The sequence below is a fragment of the Sphingomonas aestuarii genome, assembly GCF_054457155.1.
Genome location: NZ_JBTKVV010000002.1, coordinates 392,001 through 414,604, shown reverse-complemented (window position 1 = coordinate 414,604; position 22,604 = coordinate 392,001). Strand labels below are relative to the sequence as shown.

At 65.8% G+C, this 22,604-nt stretch carries 18 protein-coding genes and 1 pseudogene; 8 read left to right on the top strand and 11 right to left on the bottom strand.

The window, feature by feature from the left end; translation table 11 throughout:
* Window positions 1–56: 56 nt before the first annotated feature.
* The 6 genes from ACX0GZ_RS05200 to ACX0GZ_RS05175 form a co-directional block, all read right to left on the bottom strand.
* Window positions 57–941, bottom strand: coding sequence for a LysR family transcriptional regulator (locus tag ACX0GZ_RS05200; protein ID WP_458814062.1), 885 nt, complete (start codon window positions 939–941; stop codon window positions 57–59).
* Between the two features lie 34 nt (window positions 942–975).
* Window positions 976–2,223, bottom strand: a complete 1,248-nt coding sequence (locus ACX0GZ_RS05195; protein WP_458814060.1) for a dicarboxylate/amino acid:cation symporter — start codon at window positions 2,221–2,223, stop codon at window positions 976–978.
* Window positions 2,220–3,218 (bottom strand): N-acetyl-D-Glu racemase DgcA, encoded by a 999-nt coding sequence (gene dgcA, locus ACX0GZ_RS05190; RefSeq protein WP_458814058.1) that lies wholly within the window; start codon window positions 3,216–3,218, stop codon window positions 2,220–2,222. The genes ACX0GZ_RS05195 and dgcA overlap by 4 nt, the downstream gene beginning before the upstream one ends.
* The gene (gene dgcN, locus ACX0GZ_RS05185) at window positions 3,176–4,213 is read right to left on the bottom strand and encodes an N-acetyltransferase DgcN (RefSeq protein WP_458814056.1); all 1,038 of its coding nucleotides are present in this window, start codon (window positions 4,211–4,213) and stop codon (window positions 3,176–3,178) included. The genes dgcA and dgcN overlap by 43 nt, the downstream gene beginning before the upstream one ends.
* An 89-nt stretch (window positions 4,214–4,302) precedes the next feature.
* Window positions 4,303–5,880 (bottom strand): N-acyl-D-amino-acid deacylase family protein, encoded by a 1,578-nt coding sequence (locus ACX0GZ_RS05180; RefSeq protein ID WP_458814338.1) that lies wholly within the window; start codon window positions 5,878–5,880, stop codon window positions 4,303–4,305.
* Window positions 5,881–5,894: 14 nt separating this feature from the next.
* Complete coding sequence (locus tag ACX0GZ_RS05175; protein WP_458814054.1) at window positions 5,895–8,282, bottom strand: penicillin acylase family protein; 2,388 nt, start codon at window positions 8,280–8,282, stop codon at window positions 5,895–5,897.
* A 426-nt stretch (window positions 8,283–8,708) separates the two neighbouring features.
* Between ACX0GZ_RS05175 and ACX0GZ_RS05170 the strand changes: the two genes are divergently transcribed.
* From ACX0GZ_RS05170 to ACX0GZ_RS05160, 3 genes are all read left to right on the top strand, one after another.
* Window positions 8,709–11,813 carry a TonB-dependent receptor plug domain-containing protein gene (locus tag ACX0GZ_RS05170; RefSeq protein WP_458814052.1) on the top strand — a complete coding sequence of 1,035 codons (3,105 nt, stop codon included), beginning with the start codon at window positions 8,709–8,711 and terminating at the stop codon, window positions 11,811–11,813.
* Between the two features lie 107 nt (window positions 11,814–11,920).
* Complete coding sequence (locus ACX0GZ_RS05165) at window positions 11,921–12,541, top strand: nucleotidyltransferase family protein (RefSeq protein WP_458814050.1); 621 nt, start codon at window positions 11,921–11,923, stop codon at window positions 12,539–12,541.
* Window positions 12,542–12,546: 5 nt separating this feature from the next.
* The gene (locus ACX0GZ_RS05160; protein ID WP_458814048.1) at window positions 12,547–13,449 is read left to right on the top strand and encodes a pirin family protein; all 903 of its coding nucleotides are present in this window, start codon (window positions 12,547–12,549) and stop codon (window positions 13,447–13,449) included.
* Window positions 13,450–13,689: 240 nt separating this feature from the next.
* Here the strand turns inward: ACX0GZ_RS05160 and acnA are convergent, their stop codons facing one another.
* From acnA to ACX0GZ_RS05140, 4 genes are all read right to left on the bottom strand, one after another.
* Window positions 13,690–16,362, bottom strand: a complete 2,673-nt coding sequence (acnA, locus tag ACX0GZ_RS05155; protein WP_458814046.1) for an aconitate hydratase AcnA — start codon at window positions 16,360–16,362, stop codon at window positions 13,690–13,692.
* A 166-nt stretch (window positions 16,363–16,528) separates the two neighbouring features.
* Window positions 16,529–16,951: a VOC family protein gene (locus tag ACX0GZ_RS05150; RefSeq protein ID WP_458814044.1), complete on the bottom strand. Its 423-nt coding sequence runs from the start codon at window positions 16,949–16,951 to the stop codon at window positions 16,529–16,531.
* Window positions 16,948–18,708 (bottom strand): gamma-glutamyltransferase family protein, encoded by a 1,761-nt coding sequence (locus tag ACX0GZ_RS05145; protein WP_458814042.1) that lies wholly within the window; start codon window positions 18,706–18,708, stop codon window positions 16,948–16,950. Before ACX0GZ_RS05145 ends, ACX0GZ_RS05150 begins: the two co-directional genes overlap by 4 nt.
* Before the next feature lie 37 nt (window positions 18,709–18,745).
* Window positions 18,746–19,009 (bottom strand): hypothetical protein, encoded by a 264-nt coding sequence (locus ACX0GZ_RS05140; RefSeq protein ID WP_458814040.1) that lies wholly within the window; start codon window positions 19,007–19,009, stop codon window positions 18,746–18,748.
* An 810-nt stretch (window positions 19,010–19,819) separates the two neighbouring features.
* Here ACX0GZ_RS05140 and ACX0GZ_RS05135 point away from each other — a divergent pair.
* The 4 genes and pseudogenes from ACX0GZ_RS05135 to ACX0GZ_RS05120 all read left to right on the top strand — a co-directional run.
* Window positions 19,820–20,179 carry a glycine zipper 2TM domain-containing protein gene (locus ACX0GZ_RS05135; protein ID WP_458814038.1) on the top strand — a complete coding sequence of 120 codons (360 nt, stop codon included), beginning with the start codon at window positions 19,820–19,822 and terminating at the stop codon, window positions 20,177–20,179.
* Between the two features lie 74 nt (window positions 20,180–20,253).
* The gene (locus tag ACX0GZ_RS05130) at window positions 20,254–20,628 is read left to right on the top strand and encodes a glycine zipper 2TM domain-containing protein (protein WP_458814036.1); all 375 of its coding nucleotides are present in this window, start codon (window positions 20,254–20,256) and stop codon (window positions 20,626–20,628) included.
* Between the two features lie 16 nt (window positions 20,629–20,644).
* Window positions 20,645–21,070 carry an OsmC family protein gene (locus ACX0GZ_RS05125; RefSeq protein ID WP_458814034.1) on the top strand — a complete coding sequence of 142 codons (426 nt, stop codon included), beginning with the start codon at window positions 20,645–20,647 and terminating at the stop codon, window positions 21,068–21,070.
* Between the two features lie 109 nt (window positions 21,071–21,179).
* A pseudogene (locus ACX0GZ_RS05120) lies at window positions 21,180–21,430 on the top strand (family 43 glycosylhydrolase); the annotation flags it as partial.
* A gap of 28 nt (window positions 21,431–21,458) precedes the next feature.
* On the opposite strand, the gene mscL reads toward ACX0GZ_RS05120, so the two are convergent.
* On the bottom strand, window positions 21,459–21,914 hold the full coding sequence (gene mscL, locus ACX0GZ_RS05115; protein WP_458814032.1) for a large conductance mechanosensitive channel protein MscL: 456 nt from the start codon (window positions 21,912–21,914) through the stop codon (window positions 21,459–21,461).
* A 97-nt stretch (window positions 21,915–22,011) separates the two neighbouring features.
* Between mscL and ACX0GZ_RS05110 the strand changes: the two genes are divergently transcribed.
* Window positions 22,012–22,602: a LemA family protein gene (locus ACX0GZ_RS05110; protein WP_458814030.1), complete on the top strand. Its 591-nt coding sequence runs from the start codon at window positions 22,012–22,014 to the stop codon at window positions 22,600–22,602.
* The last annotated feature ends 2 nt before the right edge of the window (window positions 22,603–22,604 follow it).

Here is a 22,604-nt window from a genome sequence, read left to right as displayed (position 1 = left end):
CGCGGCTTCGCAAGGGGCACGCGCATTCGCAATGGTCGGGCGGTCATAACCGCGTGTCATTCACCCTCGACGACGCGACCCATCGTTTTAAGGAAATCGAGCGCGAGCGCGGTCGGGGGACGGTTCAATAGGAACATCGCATGGACGTCGAAGGTGATGGAGGGTTTGAGCCCGCGCATCGCCAGCCCAGGCCCCATCGCGGCTTCTGCGGTGAAGCTATCCACCACGGTCAGTCCGACGCCGGCGCGCACCAAAGCGGTCGCGATGTAAAAGGTGCGCGCCGACACCACTTCGTCGAGCACGACCGCGCGCCGGTCGAGTTCGGCGCTGAACAACAGGCCGATCGGGCCACTTGCTGCCAAGCTGATGAACGGGCGTCCGCATAGCGCCTCCAGCTCCAGGCGAGGGGGCGCGTCGGGCATGTCCTCTTCGCGGTAGAGGACCACCAGTTCGCCTTCGCCCAGCCATTTGTGGCCGATGGGGGCGGCGGGCGGGACTTCGTAAGCGATCGCGACATCGGTCTCGCGCTCGTGCAATTTCCGAAGCAGGTCGTCGTGATGCACGGTCTGAAGGTCGAAGCGGACCTTGGGATGCGCGGTCAGGAAATGCGATACCGCGGTTGGCAGCGCGCCCAGTGCCAGCGACGGTAATGCCGAGATCCGCAGCATCCCACCTTCGCCGCGACGCAGGTTGCGGCCCGCTTCACGCAGGGCGTGGACACGATCCTGAATTTCGCTGACTTCGGAGAATAGGGCATGGGCATCGTCGGTCGGGATCAGCCGCCCGGCGGCGCGCTGAAACAGCTCGAAACCGAGCAGCGATTCGGCGTGGCGCAGCGTCTTTGATACGGAGGGCTGTGAAATGTTGAGCGCCCGCGCCGCCGCGCTGACCGATCCGTTCACATAGACGGCGTGGAAAATCTCGATGTGGCGAAGGTTCATGCTTGGCCGAGCATAGCCATGCGCACTGCCCGCGTCACGCGGTGGCTTGTCCGCTGAACCGGTCGCGGTCGATCGCGCCCTCCGCATGGGCGACGAGCGTCGTCACGGTCAGGTTGGCCGAAGCGCTGGGCACGGTGCGCGTCATGTCGAGCAACCGGTCGAACGGCAGGACAAGCCCCACGATCAGCGCGGTCTGTTCGGCGCTGACCCCGACCGAGGCGAGCATCGCCGCGAGCATGAACAGCGATGCCGACGGCACCGGCGCGGTGCCAAATGCGGCGAGCGCGCCGGTTGCGAGCATGATCGCCAGCATCACCCAGTCGGGGGTGATGCCCAGCGCCTGCAACGCGAACTGGCCCATCAGCCCGACATAGAGCGCGGTCCCGTCCTTGCCGATGCTTGCGCCCAGCGGCAGCACGGTGAAGGCGATGGGTTTCGCGACTCCCAGATTATCGCTGGCGACGCGCATCGCGACCGGCAGCGTGGCGGAGGATGAGGCGGTGGAGAAGGCGACCGCCAGCGCATCGGTGATCCCGCGATAGAAACGCGCGACGGACAAGCGCGCGATGCTGGCGAGCAGGCCGCTATGGATCGCCATCTGGATCAGCGAGCCGAGGATCACGCACAGCGCCAGCCAGCCGACATTGACGAACAATGCCGCGCCATTGGTGGCGATGGCGTTCGCGATCAGCGCGAACACGCCGAACGGGGTGAACTCCATCACGATGCGGACGATGTGCAGCAGGACGTTCGAAAGCGATTGCAGCAGCGCGACGACCGGCTTGCCTGCTTCGCCTGCGACCACGCTGCCGATGCCGAGCAGTACCGCGACGAAGATGATCGCCAGCATGTCGCCGCGCGCCAGTGCGTCGATGATGTTGGCAGGGATGATCCCCAGCAACTGGTCATAGGGGGTGACGGGCGCACCCAGCGCGTGCGCGGTGACGCCGCCCAGCACGATGCCCTCGCCAGGGCGGGTCAGCAGTCCCAGCGTCATGCCGACCGTCACCGCGATCAGCGTCGTCATCGCGAATAGCGCGACGGTACGCCCGCCGATCGGCCCCAGCCGCCGCGGATCGCCGATCGTCGCGATCCCTGCGGCGATGGTGACCAGCGCGACCGGCACCACCAGCATCTTGATGAGCCGGACGAAGATGTCGCCCAATATCTGCACCGCGGGCGCCCATGCAGGCGCGAGCGCGCCGAGCAGGATGCCGAGGACGAGCGCGCCGACCACGCGTTTCCACAGCGGAATCGCAAACCACGCGCGCACCATCGTCATCCGCTAACCCCGTCGCCCCAGAACCCTTTGCGCGCCGGGTGTAGCATACCCGCGATATCGGTCACGCCGCCTACGTAATCCTCGGCCAGCCAGAGCGGCCCGTCGAGATCAACGAATTCCGCCTCCCCCGCCAGTGCCATTGCGGGCACGATCCCCAACGACGATGCGACCATGCAGCCGACCATCAAACCGAACCCGCGTGCCTTTGCCATGCGTGCCAGCACCAGCGCCTCGGTCAGCCCGCCGGTCTTGTCGAGCTTCACGTTCACATGGCTGTAGCGGCCGACCAGCGATTCGAGATCGCGCGCGGTGTGGAGCGATTCGTCGGCGCAGATCGACAGCGGCGTGGCGAAATCGGCGAGTGCGGCATCCTTGCCCGCAGGGAGCGGCTGTTCGAGCAGATCGACGCGCGATGCGATCAGGAAATCGTGGAGTTCGGCGATGGTGTCGATCGTCCAGCTCTCGTTGGGATCGACGATCAGGCGCGGACCGGGTGCGACCTCGCGAACGGCGGCGATCTGCGCGCGCGGGTCGCTGGCATCGACCTTGACCTTGAGCAGCGGGACATCGGCGGCGCGCGCGGCGGCAGCGGCCATCGCCTGCGGCGCGTCGAGCCCGATGGTGATCGCCGAGGGGAGAGCGAGCGGCTCGGGCAGGCCCGCAAGCGCGGACACGCTGCGTCCCCCCAACCTCGATTCGAGATCCCACAACGCATTGTCGATGGCATTGCGCGCGGCGCTCGCGGGCATCGCTGCGGCCAGTGCAGCGCGGTTGCCCCCGGTTTCGATCAGATCGCGAGCGCCCTCGATCGCGGTCAGGGCGCTTTCGATGCTTTCGCCATAACGGGCATAGGGCACGCCTTCGCCGCGCCCGACATGATCCCCCTGACGGATCGTCACGGTAACGACATCGGCGTCGGTCTTCACCCCGCGCGAAATGCGGAACGGGGCCTTCAGCCGGTAGCGGTCGTGGCGTGCGTCGAGGGTGCGAAACATTCGAGGGTCCAGTCCACGATAGTGTCGGCGCCGAAGCGATACGGGTCGGTGGTCGGCAGGCCCAGCCGCGCGGACGTTTCCTCGCACAACCTTCGCGCCGCAGCTTCGTCCAGCGATACGGTGTTGAGCGCGACGCCGACCGCCTGCACATCGGGGCTGGTCAGCCGCGCGACGTTGAGGTTCGCCTCCAGGCATTCGGCGAGATCGGGCACGGCGAAATGCGGCAGGCCGCGCATATGTTCGCGCGCCGGATCGTGACACAGCACCAGCGCCTTGGCCTGCGCACCGTGGAGCAGGCCGGTCGATACGCCTGCGAACGAGGCATGGAACAACGACCCTTGTCCCTCGATCAGATCCCAGCCGTCGTCCTCGCGCGCGGGGGAAAGCATTTCGATCGCGCCCGAGATGAAGTCCGCAACCACCGCGTCCAGCGGCACCCCGTCGCCTGCGATCAGAATCCCCGTCTGGCCGGTGGCGCGGAAATCGGCCTGCACGCCGCGCGCGACAAAGGCGTCCCGCAAGCACAGCGTCGCATACATCTTGCCCACCGAACAATCGGTGCCGACGGTCAGCAAGCGGTTGCCCGCGCGTCGCTTTCCGCTGCCGACTTTCAAATCGGCGGGGGGGTCGCGCACGTCGATCAGACGGACGCCTGAGCCCTGAGCCGCCGCGACCAGCTGCGGATTGTCGCGCAGCCGCTGGTGCAGGCCTGAGGCCACGTCCATCCCCGCCGCGATCGCCGCCAGCGCGTCGTCGATCAGCGACGGACCGAGCGTCCCGCCTGCATTGGCAATGCCAAGGACCATTGTCCGCGCACCCGCCGCCCGCGCTTCGTCGATCGTCATGCGCGGCAGGCCAAGGGTCAGCGGGCAATCGTCGTGGCGGAACTCGCCGACGCAATCTTGCCGTCGAAACGCGGCCAGCCCGCGCGAAGTCTTGATTCCGACCGGATCGTCGGAATGGCCGAGATAGAGGAGATAGGGCGCAGCGATCATCGCGGATCTCGATCAGGTGGAGATTGAGGAGTAAGCGCGAACGCCAGCGCACGAACAATCGCGGTGCGCGCGCCTCCTATAACGCGGGGCTATGATGCCGGACAATCGGCAGGGCGGGAACGCAGCAGCGCGCGGCCCGCAGCGGTGCCGGTCGCCTTGCCCCTGTCGAGCGCAAGCCGTCCGTTGACGAACAGTGCCTCCACCCCGACGCTGGGCACGCGCGGGTTCACATAATCGGCGCGCGGTGCGAAGTTCACGGGATCGAACACGACGACATCGGCATAATGACCGGGTTTCAGATAGCCGCGTTCGGCGATCTTATAGGTGTCGGCGGTCAGCCCCGTGGAGCGGCGGATGAACGCAGCCATGTCGACAACCTTCCGCTCGCGGACATAGCGCTGATATTTCTCCGGGAAGGTCGCGTACTGGCGCGGATGGCCGTCCGATCCGTCGGAGGCGGTCAGCACCCAGGGCTGTTGCATGATCCGGTCGACATCGCCCTGCGCCATGTTGAACGACGCCACACCGACGCCGCGCGCGCCGGTTCCCGCGGCATTCGGCGTGCGCAGGATGCGGACCGCGGCGTCGACGGGATCGAGGCTCCACGTCGCGCCCATCTGCCCCAAGGTGCGACCGGTCCAGGGCTGGCCCTGAGCGGTGAGCAGGATGGACTCCGCGCCCCCGCGACGACGTAGATTTTCGGCCATCTCCTTGCGGATGCGCGCCAGCGTCGCAGGTTCGTCGAACCGCGCGATCATCGCCTTGTAGCCGCCATCCACCGCCCATCTCGGGACGAGCGCCGCGTCGAGACTGGTGCCCGAAGCGAGCCAGGGATACTGGTCGGCGGTCACCTGCTGCCCGGCTTTCCGGGCCGCCTCGATCGTCGCGATCAGTTTCGGCGCCTGGCCGTGGAGATCGACGCCCAATGCCTTCAGATGCGCGAAATGCACGGGCATGTTTGCCTCACGCCCGATACGCAGCGCTTCCTCGGTGGAAGCGATCAGACCGATCGAATAGGTGGATTCGTCGCGCTGGTGCGTGTCATAAAGGCCGCCGCGCGACCCGACTTCGCGCGCGACCGCGATCACTTCCTCCGTCTTGGCGAAACTCTGCGGGGCGTAGAACAGCCCGGTGGACAGCCCCATCGCGCCTTCGCACATCGCTTTCGCCGCGAGACCGCGCATCCGTGCCAGTTCATCCGCGCTCGGCGCGCGATCGTCCTGCCCCAGCACCCGGCTGCGGATCGCGCCGAAACCGACCATGTGCGCGACATTGGTGCCGATCCCGCTTGCCTGGAGCTTGGCCGCGTCCGCTGCCACATCGGGCGTACCGCCGCCATCGACGCCGATGACGATGGTCGAGACGCCCTGCGCAAGCCAGGGCAGGTTGAGCCGCGCCTTGGCATCGGCCGCGCGGATGTAAGTGTCGGGATGGGTGTGCGGATCGATGAAGCCAGGCGCGACGATCTTGCCGCGTGCATCGACGACCTTGGACGCCGGTGTCTGCCGCGGGGGTCCGACATAGACGATCCGGTCGCCGACCATCTCGACATCGCCGGTGACGGGCGGCGCTTCCGCACCCGTGTAAATGGTGCCACCGCGGATTGCGACGTCGACGCGGGTTTGGTCAGGGGCCGCGCCAATCGTCACCAGCGCCAGTCCGGCCATCCCGATCCGCCGCATCACGACGCAGGCGCCAGCATGGTACGCGACTTCGCCGCTGCATCGACCCGCGCACGGCTGAACAGCAAGGGCTGCATCTGCTCGTTCACCCAGGGGCGATAGAAATCGCGATAATGCGGCGAGTTCGGATCGGCGGATTGACCCGGCAGCATCAGGAATACGCTATTGTCCCACGCGCCCACGTCGCACACCATCAGATAGCTGGCGCCGCCCGACACGCGCCAGCTCGACGACGGAATCCAGCGCGCCATCGGGGTATAGGAATCGCCGCCGGTCCCCTCGCCCTCGATCGGCGGAAACGCCCTGGCGATGGCGGGGATGCTGGAGAGCGGATGCGCGATGCGGACCCGGTGCAGCGTCGCCCAGCGCCACGCCGCAGGATCGTCCCCCATCAGCCGCTTCGCGCTGAACCAGGCGGTGGCGAGCGCGGCGAGCAGCAGCGTATCGCGCGCCTTTACCGGTTCCGCACCCAGCCGCGCGTCGGGATGCGCGATTAGGCCGAGCACGACCGAGGGCGACAGCGAATCCACCAGTTCGCGGGCACGTTCGGGGATAATCAGTCCGCGCAGCCGGTTGCCGAGTTCGCGCCAAAGGATCTGATAGAGCGCCGCCGCACCGCTATCCCCATCGATGCGTCCATCCCAGTCGCGCAGCATGGCGAGCGCGAGCCCGGCGTCGCCGTCCGCGGTCTTGGGCAACAACGCCTGAAGCTGGCGGGCGGGCGTCGAATAAGTGTCGTGGAGCAACGTCACGCTGTCGGCGATGCTGTGCTTGTCCTGAACCTCCAGCACCGATTTGATCCGCTCGTATCGGTACGGATCGCGAAACGAGAAGGCGAGCGGATTGGCCTTGAACGGATAGTCCGCCGGAATGTTGTTCTGGTTGGCAGAGGCGAACCAGCCGGGTGCGGGATTATAGCTAGACGGCAGCCGGTCATACATGATCCGCCCGGTCCAGTCGTAGCGTCCGTCGCCCGGCACCGGCATCAACCCGTCGCCGCGCTTCCTTACGGGCGCATGGCCGATCACCTGCCAGCCGGTATTGCCGTCGATGTCAGCATAATGGAAATTGGTCGGCGAAGGATGGAGGCGGAACGCCGATTTCAGGCTCTCCCAGTCGCGCGACAGGTTGATCGCGATCATCGCGAACCAGCCGCAGCCGCCGGGCCGATAGTCGATCGACGCCACCGCACTTGCCCGCCGTCTGGCGGGGTCGCGCGCGCCGACGGGGCCGTGCACCGAATAATATTGCTCGACCACCCGGTCGGCCTCGCCCGCGACTTTGATCGTATCGCGGTGAACGGTGAAGCGCTTCCATTCGCCGTCGTGGCGGTAACGCATCGGATCGTCGGGATGGGTTTCGAGGATGAACAGGTCGTCCCCGTCGATGTGGAAATTGGTGCGGCCAAAGGCGAAACGATCGGTATGCCCCTGCATGATGCCAGGCAGGCCGGGCGCCCCCCCGCCGATCACGTCGAGGCCGGGCGCGGTCAGATGCGACACATGGCGCGGACCGAACCCGCCGATGCCGAGATGCGGATCGTTGGCCAGGATCGGTCGTCCGGTCGCGGTACGGCTGCCGTCCACCGTCCACGCATTGCTTCCGGCATTGCCGCGCTCGATCACGTCGTCGTCCGGCCCCTGATCGGGGTCGTCGGGATTGGCGGCAGGCGTGGAGGTGCTGAACGGCAGTCCGCCGCGCGTCGCCAGCAACACGCCCAGATCGGCTTCCGACACTGCGGCCGTATCCAGCCCCTCCGGCACGGTCAGCGTCCAGGCCGGGCGCAGCGGCGCGATCAGCGCGTCGAGATGCGCGAGGCCCATCGCGTGCAACCGCGCACGGCGCACCTCGTCGGTCATGTTGCCGCTCGATGCCCCGCGCGCGATCACCATGTCGGTAATGTGCCAGCGCATCGGCCTCAGGTTTAGGATACGGTATTCCGCCGGGAGCAGCGCGGGGTTTGCCTCGACCTCCGCCATGCGGGCGTTGACGCCATCGACATAGCCCTGCGCGCAGTCGAGCACCTCCGCGGGAATGCCCGCGAGTTCCGCCGCGATATCGCCGCGATAATGGAAGAGCCGCGCGCGCCGGTCGGCCTCTGCGAAGCCTGGCCCGAATGCCTCGGCCATCCGCCCCATCTCTCCCCGGCGGCCCAGGTCGATCTGGAACAGCCGGTCGCGCGCGACGACATAGCCCTGGCCGAAGAAGGCATCGCGCTTCGATTGCGCGCGGATATGCGGCACGCCCATCGCGTCGTCGATGATCTCGATCGGGGCGGATGCCCCCTTCACGCTCGCGCGCCGCGCCGCCTGGGTCGCGCGGACCATGTCAGGGGCAAAGGCCAGGATCGCCGTTGAACCCAGCAGAAAGGAGCGGCGGTCGAGCAATTTCTTCCTCCTGCGTCGGCATGGCGTAATCCGCGTGGATGGTGCCGCCAGTCTAGGCCGCGAATGCCCTGCGTCTCATGGCAAGGACTGCCACCGTCATAAGGCAAGGCTATGGACAGGCAGGATCATGCCCTTGGGCTATGGACCAGCAAAGGCATAGAAGCGCCCAACGCCTTGACGATGTTCGCGCCCTACCGGCACGATTTGCCCTTGGCTGACCGATCGATCACGACCCGTTTCGGGCGGGCGACCGGCGGCTGGCAGGGAGCCAATTTCAGCGGTTCGGGCCGTTCTGATCCCGCACAGGGGAACGGCACGAACGGGGAAGCGGCAATCGAATGTCCGAACGGCGCCTCAGCGTCCTAGGGCAGTATCGTTGCAACAGGATGACGGTCGGTTCCGTCATCATCGGTAGCGGGGGCTTCCATGAATTATCGCGCCACATCCACCCAACGCATGATCCGCCTGTCGATGTCGGCCAGCGCCGCGTCGATGCTCGTGGCGCTCGCCGCGCCCGCCTCCGCGCAGGAAGTTGCGCTCGGCACGGCCGCCACGGCGACCGCGTTGCAAGACGCGCCGCAGACGCCGGAGGAACAAGCCGCGGAAGGGAACGTCGTCGTCACCGGCACGCGCGTCGCCCGCGACGGATTCCAGGCACCGACGCCGCTGACCGTACTGACGCTGGAGGATATCCAGAACAGCTCGCCATCGAACAACATCGCCGATTTCGTCAACCAGCTGCCGTCGATGGCGGGATCGACCAAACCCGCCAACTCGCGCCTCAACCTGTCGAGCGGCCAGGCCGGGATCAACGCGCTCAACCTGCGTAATCTCGGCTCCGAACGCACATTGGTGCTGCTCGACGGCAGGCGCGCAGTGCCATCGACGATCAACGGACTGGTCGATGTCAACACGCTTCCCCAGGCGCTGATCGAACGGGTCGAGGTCGTGACCGGCGGCGCATCGGCCGCCTATGGTTCGGACGCTGTGGCGGGTGTCGTCAACTTCGTGCTCGACAAGGATTATCAAGGGCTGAAAGTTACGGCCGACAGCGGGATTACCGAGGAAGGCGACGGCTTCAATTATTCGTTCGGGGTTGCGGGCGGCATGTCGTTCGCGGGCGGGCGCGGACATATCCTGCTCAGCGGCGAGCTGGCGCACCGCGACGGCATCTTTTCGACCATCGGGCGCGACTGGAACCAGCAGGGTTTCCTGCGGTTCGAAAACCCGGCCTACAATGCGGCGACCAATTCGAGCGTGCCCTTCTACATCTTCGTGCGCGGCGCCGGAGCGGCCAATTCCACGCCGGGCGGGTTGATTACCAACTCCGCAGGAGGCGTGGCCAATCGGCTGCGCGGCATCTATTTCGGTTCGAATGGCGAAGTGCTGCAATATCAATATGGCGCGCTGACCTTTCCGTCGCCGACGGGAACCGCCGTGCCGCTCAGGACGCAGGGTGGCAGCTGGCAGGTCAACGATTCCGGCAGGCGGATCGGTCTCGATCCCGAGGACGACCGTTACGGCGTGTTCGGTCGCCTCAGCTATGAGGTCGCCGATGGCGTAACGCTGTTTGCGGAAGGGGCCTATAACCGGCAGGAAGTGTTCTTCAACGCCGGGCCGAACCTCGCGACCGGCGCCGTCCTGACCGCAACCGGGTGCGGGACCGCGGCGACGCCCGCTGCCGCCCCCATCACCTGCAACGCGTTCCTCTACAATGCGCTCGGCCCTGCTCGGTTACAGGGCATTACCAGCGTGACCGTCGCCACCACCTTCGCCGACCTGCCGTTCCGCGCCGTCGACAACAAGCGCGAGGCGCAGCGCTACACGATCGGCGCGGAAGGCGATCTTGGCCTGTTCGGTAAAGCGGCGCCGTGGAATCTCTACGGCCAATATGGCCGCGTCGACACGCGCGAGCAGTTGCGCAACATCCAGAATATCGCCCGATTGCGCGACGCAACCAACGTCGCCTTCGCGCAGGCCGGAAACCCCGGCGGGTTCGCGGTCGGGTCGATCCAGTGCACGATCAATCTGGACGCCAGCACCGCCAACGACGACCGCAACTGCATTCCGCTGAACCGGCTGGGTCTGGGCGTCGCCAATCCGGCGGCTATCCCCTATGTGCTCGGCGATCCCTACCGCGAACAGACGCTGGAACAGATTGCCGCGGGTGTGAACCTTTCGACCACGCCGTTCGCGACCTGGGCAGGCGATGTCAGCATCGCCGTCGGCGCCGAATATCGCGAGGAAAAGATCAACGGCTTCGTCCCCGACGAATTCCAGCCGGTGCCGATCCGCGACGCCAACGGCAACGTCACCGGCGCGTCGAACCGCTGGTCGGTCGGCAACTATCTGGCCAGCGTCGGGCGCTACGACGTGAAGGAAGCCTATCTGGAAACGGTCGTGCCGCTTGGCCTGGGCCTCGAATTCAACGGCGCGGTGCGTGCGACCGATTATTCGACGGCAGGCTATGTCACCACCTGGAAGGCGGGTGCGACGTGGCAGCCGATCGACGATATCCGCTTCCGCGTCACGCGGTCGCGCGACATTCGCGCGCCCAACCTGAACGATCTGTTCCAGGCCGGTTCGGCAAACAGCGACTCGGTCGGCAATCCCGGTTTCGTCAACGGCGAAAGTCCGCCCTTCGTGCCGGCGGGCCAGCCGCCACAGGCCGGTTACAGCTATTCGGGTTTCGCCACCGGCAACCCGAACCTGGAAGCGGAAAAGGCCGATCAGTGGAATGTGGGCGTGGTCCTGTCGCCGACCTTCCTGCCGGGCTTCAACCTGTCGGTCGATTATTTCGACATCAATGTCGATCAGGGCATCAGCACGTTCAGCGCGCAGCAGATCGTCAATCTCTGCTATCTCGGCAATGCAGCCTTCTGCGACGCGATCAGCACCGATCCGGCCCGCACGCAGAACCCGGCGCAGCCCTATCTGATCATCCGCAGCCAGCCGTTCAACGCGGCAAGCCAGCAGGTTCGCGGCGTGGATATCGACGCGTCCTATCGTCTGCCGCTCAACCGGCTGTTCGCCGATGCGGACGGCATGTTCACCATCCGCGGCGTCGCCACCCGCTACATCGAAAACCGCTTCGACAGCGGCGTGCCACAATCGGTGGTGCTCAACACGGTGGGCGTAAATGGCGGACAAGGCGGCACGCCGACCTGGATGTACCGCGTCAACGCAAGCTACGACACCGAGGATTTCTCGATCACCGCTGTCGGTCGCGGCATCAGCGCGGGTAAATATGTCGCGAACGGCATCGAATGCCAGACGACCTGCCCGGTATCGACCACGCAGTTCCCAACCTATGAATCGAACCGGGTCAGCGGCCTGTTTTACGCCGATCTGAACGTGACGCAGAAAATCCGCTTCGGCAGTGCTTCGGAAGCGCAGTTCTTCGTCAACGTGACCAACCTGTTCAACCGCGATGCGCTGATCCTTCCCGAAACCGGGCTGGCCGCGAACAGCACCTATTCGGACCTGCTGGGACGCCAGTTCCGCATCGGCATCCGGATGGAGACGCGCTGATTTTTGCACGGGGTCGCCCCGACGAGCGGCCCCGTTTTTTCGTTGCCTACGTCTCGTGCTAACGCGCGGCGATGTCCAGCGACCCTCGATCCCCGCACGGCCCGTTGGTGGCAATCCTTGCCGCCGGATCGGCTCGCCGCTTCGGCGGGAGCAAGCTCGATGCGCCGCTTGGCGGCCGGGCGCTGGGCGCATGGGCGCTGGCGAATGCGGCGGAAAGCGGGTTCGCGATCGCGGTGGTGGTCGGATCGACGCCGCCGTCCTTTGCACTCGAAGCGCAGGCGCGCTTAGGCATTCGACTGATCGACAACCCTCACGCTGCGCAGGGCATGGGCACATCGGTCGCCTGCGCCGCGCGCGCGGCCATGGCGGGCCGTCATGCGGGGCTGATCATCCTGCTGGCCGACATGCCCTTCGTCGATGGCCGCGCTCTGGCAACGCTGATCCACCCCGGCCACGCGACGTTCGCACGCCATAGCGGCGATGTTGGCGGTCCACCCGCCTGGATCCCCGCCCGGCTGCTGCCCCGGCTGGGCGGGCTGACCGGCGAACGCGGCGCGCGATCGGCGCTGGCAAACGCGGACATGGGGCTGATCGACTGGCCCGCCGACCAGTTGCTGGACATCGACACGCCCGAAGCACTCGACCGCGCGCGCGGCATGATCGAACGACCGTCAGGCAGCACGCAAACCACGGGCGCTTTACCGGGAGCGTCGCCCGGCATAGGCTGAACCGCATGACCAATGACGACATGATCCTACAGACGATCGAGCCGACCACCCATGACCTGGGCGGATTCAAGGTCCACCGCACCTTGCCCAGCCGCCCGCGAACGATGGTCGGGCCGTTCATCTTCTTCGACCAGATGGGGCCGGCACATTTGCCCGAAGGCGACGGGATCGACGTGCGCCCGCATCCGCACATCAACCTGTCGACCGTCACCTATTTGTTCGATGGCGCAATCGACCATCGCGATTCGCTGGGGACGTTCGCGACGATCGAGCCCGGCGCGGTGAACCTGATGACCGCCGGCCACGGCATCGTCCATTCGGAACGTTCGCCCGGCGGTGAGCGCCAGCGCGGTCCGGCCCTGTCGGGCATCCAGACCTGGCTCGCACTGCCCGAGCGGCACGAGGAAACCGACCCCGATTTCGAGCATGTCGAGGCGAGCGCACTGCCAGTCATCCAAAGCAAGGGCGCAAACGCGCGGATCATCATGGGGAGCCTGTGGGGCGCAACCGCCCCCACGACCACCCACGCCGAAACCATCTATGCCGACATCGTGCTGGAGCCGGGCGGGTCGGTGCCGATCGATGATTCGACGGACGAACGCTGCGTTTATCTGGCGATGGGCGAGGCCGAACTGGAAGGCATGACGCTGGAGCCGCAAAAGCTCTACGTCATCAGACCCGGTATCGCGGCGACCTTGCGCTCAGCCAACGGAGGCCGCGTAATGCTGGCCGGCGGCGAAGCCTTCGCGACCCCGCGCCACGTCTGGTGGAATTTCGTCAGCTCGTCACGCGAACGCATCAACGAGGCGAAGCGCGCCTGGACGGCGGGTGAGTTTCCCAAAGTGCCCGGGGATGAGAAGGAATGGATCCCCATCCCCGAAGTGCCGAAAACGGTCAGTTATCCGTGAGGGGATAAAGAGTCTCCTCCCTCGTTTGTGCTGAGTCGAGACCGAGTAGCGCGCGCCCGCGCGCCTATCGAAGCACCGTTCCGCGCCTCACATCCTTCGATACGCGCTCTCGATACGCCCCTTCGGGGCTACTCGATCGCTACTCAGGACCAACGGGTGGGGATAGGATGGATAATCGTAAAAAAATGGGCGGCCCCTTGCGGGAGCCGCCCTCTTCATTTCCGGTGCAGAAATCGCCGCTTACGCCGCCAGCTTGCGCAGCACGTAATGCAGGATCCCGCCATTGAGGAAATATTCCAGCTCGTTGACGGTATCGATCCGGCACTTGGTCTGGAAGGTTTCGGTCGAGCCGTCGGCGCGGGTCAGCGTGACCGACACGTCCTGCCGCGGGCGGATTTCCGCGACGCCGGTAATGGTGAACGTCTCGCTGCCGTCGAGCTTCAGCGTCTGGCGGGTCACCCCCTCGGCGAACTGCAAGGGAAGCACGCCCATGCCGACCAGATTCGAACGGTGGATACGCTCGAAACTTTCGGTGATGACCGCGCGGACGCCGAGCAAATTGGTGCCCTTCGCCGCCCAGTCGCGCGACGATCCGGTGCCATATTCCTTGCCCGCGACGACGACGAGCGGCGTGCCGTCGGCCTTGTGGCGCATCGCCGCGTCATAGATCGGCATGGTTTCGCCCTTGTAGGACGACATGCCGCCTTCGACGCCAGGAACCATTTCGTTCCTGATGCGGATATTGGCGAAGGTGCCGCGCATCATCACGTCATGGTTGCCGCGCCGCGCGCCGTATGAGTTGAAATCGGCACGCGCGACCTGATGCTCTTGCAGATACGACCCCGCCGGGCTGTCGGCCTTGATCGAACCGGCGGGCGAGATGTGGTCGGTGGTGATCGAATCGCCGAGGATCGCCAGCGGCTTGGCGTCGATGATGTCGGTCACCGGTGCGGGCGTCATCGTCATCCCGTCGAAGTACGGAGGATTGGCGACGTAGGTGGAGGCGGCGGGCCAGCGATAGGTGTCGGACCCTTCGACCTCGATCTTCTGCCAATGCTCGTCGCCGAGATAGACGTTGCCGTAGCGCGCGCGGAACATGCCGTCGTCGATGTTGGCGGCGACGGTGGCGGCGACTTCTTCGTTGGTCGGCCAGATGTCCTTGAGGAACACGTCCTGTCCGTCCTTGCCCTGACCGATCGGGGTTTCGGTGATGTCCTCGGTCACCGTGCCCTTCAGCGCATAGGCGACGACCAAAGGCGGCGAGGCGAGGAAATTGGCGCGCACATCCGCCGACACGCGGCCTTCGAAGTTGCGGTTGCCCGACAGCACGGAGGCGGCGACGATGTCGTTGCCGTTGATCGCCTTCGAAATCGGCTCGGCCAGCGGGCCGGAGTTACCGATGCAGGTGGTGCAGCCATAGCCGACCAGGTTGAAGCCGATCGCGTCGAGGTCGGCGGTGAGGCCCGCCTTGGTCAGATAGTCGGTGACGACCTGCGAACCCGGCGCGAGCGAGGTCTTGACCCACGGTTTGGGCTTCAGGCCCAGTTCGTTCGCCTTGCGCGCGACCAGCCCCGCGGCGACCAGCACCGACGGGTTCGACGTGTTGGTGCAGCTGGTGATCGCGGCGATCACCACGTCGCCGTCGCCGATGTCGTGGTCCTTGCCATCCACTGCGACGCGGTGGCCATTTTCCTTGCCATAGACCTTGAACAGGTCGCTGTTGAACACCTCGTCGACCTTGCCCAGCGTCACCCGGTCCTGCGGGCGCTTCGGACCCGCCAGGCTGGCCACGACCGAGCCCATGTCGAGTTCGAGCGTGTCGGTAAAGATCGGATCGGCGGCGTCATCCTCGCGCCACATGCCCTGCGCCTTGCAGTAAGCCTCGACGAGCGCGACGGTTTCGGCATCGCGACCGGTCAGGCGCATGTAATCAAGCGTCTTGTCGTCGATGGGGAAGAAGCCGCAGGTCGCGCCATATTCGGGCGCCATGTTGGCGATGGTCGCACGATCGGCCAGGCTCATCATCGCGAGACCGGGGCCGTAGAATTCGACGAAGCGTCCGACCACGCCCTTGGCGCGCAGCATCTGCGTCACCGTCAGCACCAGATCGGTGGCGGTGATGCCTTCCTTCAGCTTTCCGGTCAGCTTGAAGCCGACGACTTCGGGGATCAGCATCGATACCGGCTGCCCCAGCATCGCGGCTTCCGCCTCGATTCCGCCGACGCCCCAGCCCAGCACGCCCAGCCCGTTGATCATCGTCGTGTGGCTGTCGGTGCCGACCAGCGTATCGGGATAGGCGACCGTGGTGCCGTCAGGCGCAACCGAATTCCAAACCGCGTCGCCGATATATTCCAGATTCACCTGATGGCAGATGCCGGTGCCTGGCGGCACCACCTTGAAATTGTCCAGCGCCTTCGATCCCCATTTCAGGAATTCGTAACGCTCGCCGTTGCGCTCATATTCCAGCTCGACATTCTGCTCGAACGCCTTGGGCGTGCCGAATTCGTCGACCATGACCGAGTGATCGATCACGAGATGGACGGGCACCTGCGGATTGATCTTCGCCGCGTCACCGCCCAGCTTGGTGATCGCGTCGCGCATCGCCGCGAGATCGACGACGCAGGGAACGCCGGTGAAATCCTGCATCAGCACGCGCGCGGGGCGATACTGGATTTCGCGGTCGGACCGCGCGTCCTTCTGCCAGTCGACCAACGCCTGCGCGTCTTCGGGCGTGACCGTCACGCCGTCCTCGAAGCGGAGCATGTTCTCAAGCAGCACCTTCATCGAGAAAGGCAGGCGCGAAATGTCGCCGAGCTTCGCCGCGGCCTTGGGCAGCGAATAGTAGCTGTACTGCTTGCCGCCGACATCGAGCGTGTCGCGGGTGCCGAGCGTGTCCTGGCCGATGGCTGTCATGTGACGTTACGTCCTTCCCTGTTTCGTCGTGGCGCTCACGGGGAGGCGGCAGGGAGCCGCGCGAGCGCGCCTTGAGACGCTGAATGCGGTGGTTTGCGCGGGCCATAGCAAGCGCGGCGGGGTCGGGAAAGGGGTGAGCCGAACAGTTTGAACTGCCCTGCCCCGCCTATTTCGCGAACAGATTGCCCATATCGGCGAACGCCTTGAACTCGAGCGCATTGCCTGCGGGGTCGAGGAAGAACATCGTCGATTGCTCGCCCGGCTGACCGGCGAAGCGGGTATGCGGTTCGATGACAAAGGCGACGCCGTTCGCGGTCAGCCGATCGGCCAGCGCTCGCCATCGTTCGGGCGTCAGGACGACGCCGAAATGCGGCACCGGCACCGCATGGCCGTCGACCGGATTATGCGCCGCGCGCGGGCGATGCCCAGCGACGCGGTGCGCCACGATCTGATGCCCGTACAGGTCGAAATCGATCCAGTCGTCGGCGCTGCGCCCCTCAGGGCACCCCATCACCTCGCCGTAGAACGCTCGCGCAGCGTCCAGATCGTCGACCGGAAAGGCGATGTGGAACGGGGTCAGCGCGCTCATGGCGCGGCCTGCCCGCGCGGTGCCAGCGTGATGCTGCGCGCCACGCCGTCGCGACGCGGATCGGCCGCGCCGTCGAACCGACCGTCGCGGATGATGACGCCGTGCAGCCCCGAATCCTCGCCCGATCCGGCGCGGACCGTGACGCCCCGTTCGGTCATCGCGCGCCGCATTTCGGGCGTGAACCGGCTGACCTCTCCGTTGAAGCTCGATCCGCGCGCGATCAGATTGGGCAGCGCGATCGCTTCCGCCATCGGCAGATTCCAGTCGATGACGCCGATCAGCGCCTTCGACACATAGCCGAGAATGGCGTTGCCGCCGGGCGACCCGATCGCGCCGACCAGCTGGCGGTCACGGTCCAGTATCACCGTCGGCACCATCGACGATCGCGGGCGTTTGCCCGGTGCGATGGCATTGGGGCCGCTCGGCACGAACGCGAAATCGGTCATCTGGTTGTTCAGGAAAAACCCGTCGACCATCCGGCCCGATCCGAACAGGCTTTCGACCGTCGTCGTCATCGACACCGCATTGCCCTCGCCGTCCACCACGACGAAATGCGAGGTTCCGGCGACCTCATGAGTCGCGTCGATCGACGCGGTGCGCGCGCCCGGTGGCGTCCCCGGCTTGGGTGCGGCCCCGGCGCGGTCGCCGACCAGCGCCGCGCGCGACGCGACATAGGCCGGATCGAGCATCCCCTTCACCGGCACGTCGGGCGTATCGCCGACATAGGCGTCGCGATCGGCATACATCAACCGGCTCGCCTCGGCATATTTGACCCAGGCGACCGGGTCGGTCGGCCCGCGCGTGCCGATGTCAGTGCGCTCGACCAGCGCCATCAATTGCAGCAGCCCCACCCCGCTCGACGGCGGCGGCGGCGCGCACAGGATATAGACGCGGTAGGGATTGCAAAGCCCCTCGCGGACGACCGGGCGATAGGCGGCGAGATCGCGTTCCGTCATGGTCGATGCCAGGTCGCCCTCACGCACCCGCGCGACGATTCGCCTGGCGGTCTCTCCTGCGTACATCACCTCCGGCCCGCCATCGGCCAGCCTTCGTACGAACGCCGCATAAGCGGGGTTGCGCAGCCGATCGCCGGCACGGATTTTCTCGCCTGCTTCGTTGCGGAAATAGGCGACGACATCGGGTGCGCTTGCCTGTGGCGCGCTGCCGTGGACGAAGCGCTCCAGTCGTGCGCCGATCACGAATCCCTGCTCGGCTGTGCGGGCGACATCGCCGAACAGGTCGCGCCACGCCAGCTTGCCGTGGCGTTCATGCGCCATCGCCAGCATCCGCACGACCCCCGGCACGCCCGTCGCGCTGCCCGACAGCACGGCGGCGCGATAACCGATCGGTTTGCCGTCGGCGCCCATGAACACATCCGGCCGCACGCCCGCAGGCGCGGTTTCGCGGCCATCGTAAACGGTGACGGCGCGCGTCTTCGCATCATAGCGGACCATGAACGCACCGCCACCCAGCCCGGAACTCTGCGGCTCGACCAGGCTCAACATCGCCTGGATCGCGACCGCCGCATCGACCGCACTGCCGCCGCCCCGCAGCACGTTCAGCCCCGCCTCGACCGCCAGCGGATGCGCGGCGGCAACGAATGCCTGACCCGATACCGCATTGGGCGCGACAGGCGCATTATCCGTCAGCCGCGGTGCCATGACCGGCGCGCATGCGGATATCGAGAGCGCGCCCGCAACCAGCGCCGCCGCGCCGCGCACCCGCAGGACGCGCCTTGTCCCAGCCAAATCGATCATCTTCGAATGCGCCCCTGTTCCACCGCTCGCGCCGACGCTAGCGGAAGAGGTCGCCACGATGGAACCCCAAACAGGAATTGGTGCGTGAGCCGATAACCGCCCATTCGCAAACGACGTCCGAAGCTGCCGAGCAAATTTCCAAATTTTTCCAAATTGGCAGGAAGCGCCGGAGAGCGGCAAAAGTCGGACAACGACAAAAGGGAGCCGACATCGCTGTCAGCTCCCCCGTGTCGCCGTATCCGGCGGCGGTTGCTCCCTCATCGGGCGCGTCGCCGCCTTCGCTCGGCGGCTTCACGATCATTCTGCCTCGCACCGGCAAGGGCGGCGAGACTTCACGATCATGAGGTCGGTCACCGGGGCCGGTCGCCTGTCCGCGCCGACCCGGAGGTCGATGCTTCCCGCGTTTCCGGCCTCGGCGGCCAGCTCCGCTTCCTTTGCCCGAAGGCAAATTCCACGTTGCTTCGGCCCGTTCGTCGATCGCCAATTCCTCCGATGTTTCCATCCGATGAAGCCGCGTTCGTGTATCCGTGGCCAGCCTCCCGCGCGGCGAACCGCTCGTTTGGCCTGTGGTCGTTTCTTCGCGGGTCCGGTTACGTCCGGTCGTCGCCACTTGGTGACGCAAGCGCCATTCAGCATCGACACCATTCGCATCCGGTCGCTCCGATCGACCGACCCAATCCGGCATATGCGGTTTCCCGAAGGCACCAGCCCATGCCAAATGAGCCACAAGCAATTGACTTTGCTAGGATTTCTCTTCGTTCCGTCGCTCGCTTGCAAATGGATGGTGTCACCCTTTGCGAGTCGCACAAAGGGTAAATCGACGCTGCCGTCCCTGTGGATAACGTGGATAATGGGGACAGCCGAACCGCATCCAAGATAAGGCCGCGGCCCGGCGACAGAACGCCTCGTCGCACGATCGAACCGCCCTGTCGTCCGACGATCAAGCCCGCAGCGGACGTTCATATCGCGCGGTTCATTTCGGTTGCGCTTGCTCGGTATCAATCGAGGCGAGCACGGAATGGCCGGTTTCCCTGTCATTCCGTTCATGAAACTTACCCGCGCGTCGATGCGTTGGGGGCACATATTCCATAGTACGGAAGGGAGTATTTCAATGAACAAGCTCATGATCGCAGCCGTCGCCGCTGCTGTCGCCATCCCGGCGGGGATCGGCGTTTCGGACAGCAACCGCGTCGAAATCAAGTCGGCGACCGCCACTGCGGCTTCGTTCGACCAGAACCGGCGCTATCGCGAGTGGCGGGGCCGTGACGGTCGCTATTACTGCACCCGCCCCGACGGCACGACCGGCCTGCTGGTCGGCGGCGTAGCGGGCGCGCTGGTCGGTCGCACGGTCGACACCCGCGGCGACCGCACGCTCGGCACCGTGCTCGGTGCAGGTGCCGGCGCCTTGGTCGGTCGCGAAGTCGAACGCAGCGGCCAGAAGCGCGAATGCCGCGCCCAGCGTCGCCGTTGATCGAAGCCATCAGGGGCGCCCCATCCGGGGCGCCCCTTTTTCCATAAGCAGCATTCAACAGAGGGAGAGTGACGATGAAGAAATTGATGATCGCCGCCAGTGCCGCGGCTACCGCAATGACGCTGGGTGCGTGCAGCCAATATGGCAGCGGGTTCGACCGTCCGGGCTATTCCGATAATTGGGACGCACCGCGCTATTATCGCGACGGCCCCAACTACACCGAGCGCCGCCTCAGCCGGAACGATCGCATCTATCGCGGGTCGGACGGACGTTACTATTGCCGTCGCCCGGATGGCACGTCGGGCCTGGTCATCGGCGCGGCAGCCGGTGGCACCCTGGGTGCGGTGATTGCACCCGGCGGATCGTCGCTGCTCGGCGCGCTGATCGGGGGTGCCGCCGGTGCCGCGATCGGCGAATCGGTCGAAAAGGGCGAAGTTCGCTGCCGCTAAGCAAAGGGAAGTTGCCATGACCACCCGCAGCGGCTCCGCACGCTACGACGGCCTGGGCAAGGACGGGAAAGGGCACGTCTCGACACAGTCGGGCGTGCTCTCCGACCAACCCTACGGCTTCAACACACGGTTCGAAACCGAACCCGGCACCAACCCCGAAGAGCTGATCGCGGCGGCGCATGCCAGCTGCTTCACGATGGCACTGTCCTTTGCCCTGGCAAAGGCCGGGCACTCGGCAGGCACGCTGGAAACCAGCGCCAAGGTCACGCTGGACAAGGATGGCGACGGGTTCAAGATCACCCGGTCCGACCTGACGCTGACCGGCAAGGTCGAGGGAATCGAGGAAACCGAGTTTCGTCGCATTGCCGACGAAGCAAAGGCAGGATGCCCGGTTTCCAAGGTTCTGAACGCCGAAATCACGCTGGAAACGACCTTCGGCTAAGCCGCATTGCGGCACAGAAGAGGCTCGCGGGTAACCGCGGGCCTTTTTTGACGAACCGCGCCCGCATCGACGCGACAGAGGCAAAATCGGGTTCCGCAGGGACTGAGTGGGCGAAGTTTTGTCCCCTCCCACCCGGCGGATTTTCCGCGTCACCAACGATCGTCACATCGTCACCAATGACACTGGCGGCGATGGCGGGCGAACGTGGAAGCGGTTTGACCGGGGGCATGGGGGTGTCGGAATACCACCATCACGTCTGCGGCGGGTTTCGGATGCTCAGGCCCGGAGGCCCGGCCCTTATTCTATTCGGCCGGACAGAGCACCGCACGCTTTTCCGGTTTCCGCTTTCGCACCCTTTGACCGCTGCCCCGCCGGTGGCCCCTTCCGATCAATCCCCCTTGCGCGCGCGCAATTCGTCGCGGATTTCGCGGAGCAGGACGACGTCGGCGGGGTCCGCCGCGGGCGGCGCGGTCCCTTCCGCCTTTTCCTGCTCTATCCGCGCGACCATTCGGTTCACGCCCTTCACGAACAGGAAGATGATGAAGGCGAGGATCAGGAAGTTGATCGCCACCGTGACGAACTGGCCGTATCCGAACAGCGGCACGCCCGCTTCCTTGAGCGCGGCATAGTTGGCGAGCGATCCGGTATAGCTTTCGGGAACATCGCCCAGGATCAGGAAATAGCTGGAAAAATCGAATCCGCCGAACAGCCAGCCGACGACCGGCATGATCAGATCGTCGGTCAGCGATTTGGTGATCGTCGCGAACGCGCCGCCGATGATGACGCCGACCGCCAGGTCGATGACGTTGCCGCGCGCGATGAAGGTCTTGAATTCGTTCAGCATCTCCGGTCTCCCTTCCCCAAGGTCTCCGATTTCGCTTTTACGCCACCCACCCGGTGTCGTATCAACGGGTAACACTTAGGCGATGAAAGGCCACCGCATGTCAATTCGTCTCGCATTCATCGGCATCATGGCGCTCAGCCTCTCGGCCTGCGGCATCAACAGCGTGCCCACCGCAGAGGAAAATGCCAAGGCGAAATGGGCCGACGTTCAGGCGGCCTATCAGCGCCGCGCCGACCTGATCCCCAATCTTCAGGCGACGGTGCAGGGAGCGGCGGGCAGCGAGCGCCAGATCCTGACCGACGTCATCGACGCACGCAGCCGCGCGACCGCGATCCAGGTTTCGGGCGACGATCTGACCGATCCGGCGCGCGTCCAACAGTTCCAGGCCGCGCAGCAGCAGCTGGGCGGCACGCTGTCGCGGCTGCTCGCCAATGTCGAGGCCTATCCCCAGCTCCAGAGCCAGCAGGGGTTCCAGACCTTCATGAGCCAGATCGAGGGGACCGAGAACCGCATCAACATCGCGATCCGCGACTATAACGAAGCGGTGCGCGGCTATAACACCACCATCCGCACCTTTCCCGACGCGATCGGCGCGCGGGTGATCCACGGTGCTGAACCGATGGTACCCTTCGAAGCACAGGCAGGCGCGAACCAGGCGCCGACCGTCGATTTCGGCAATAGCAACTGACG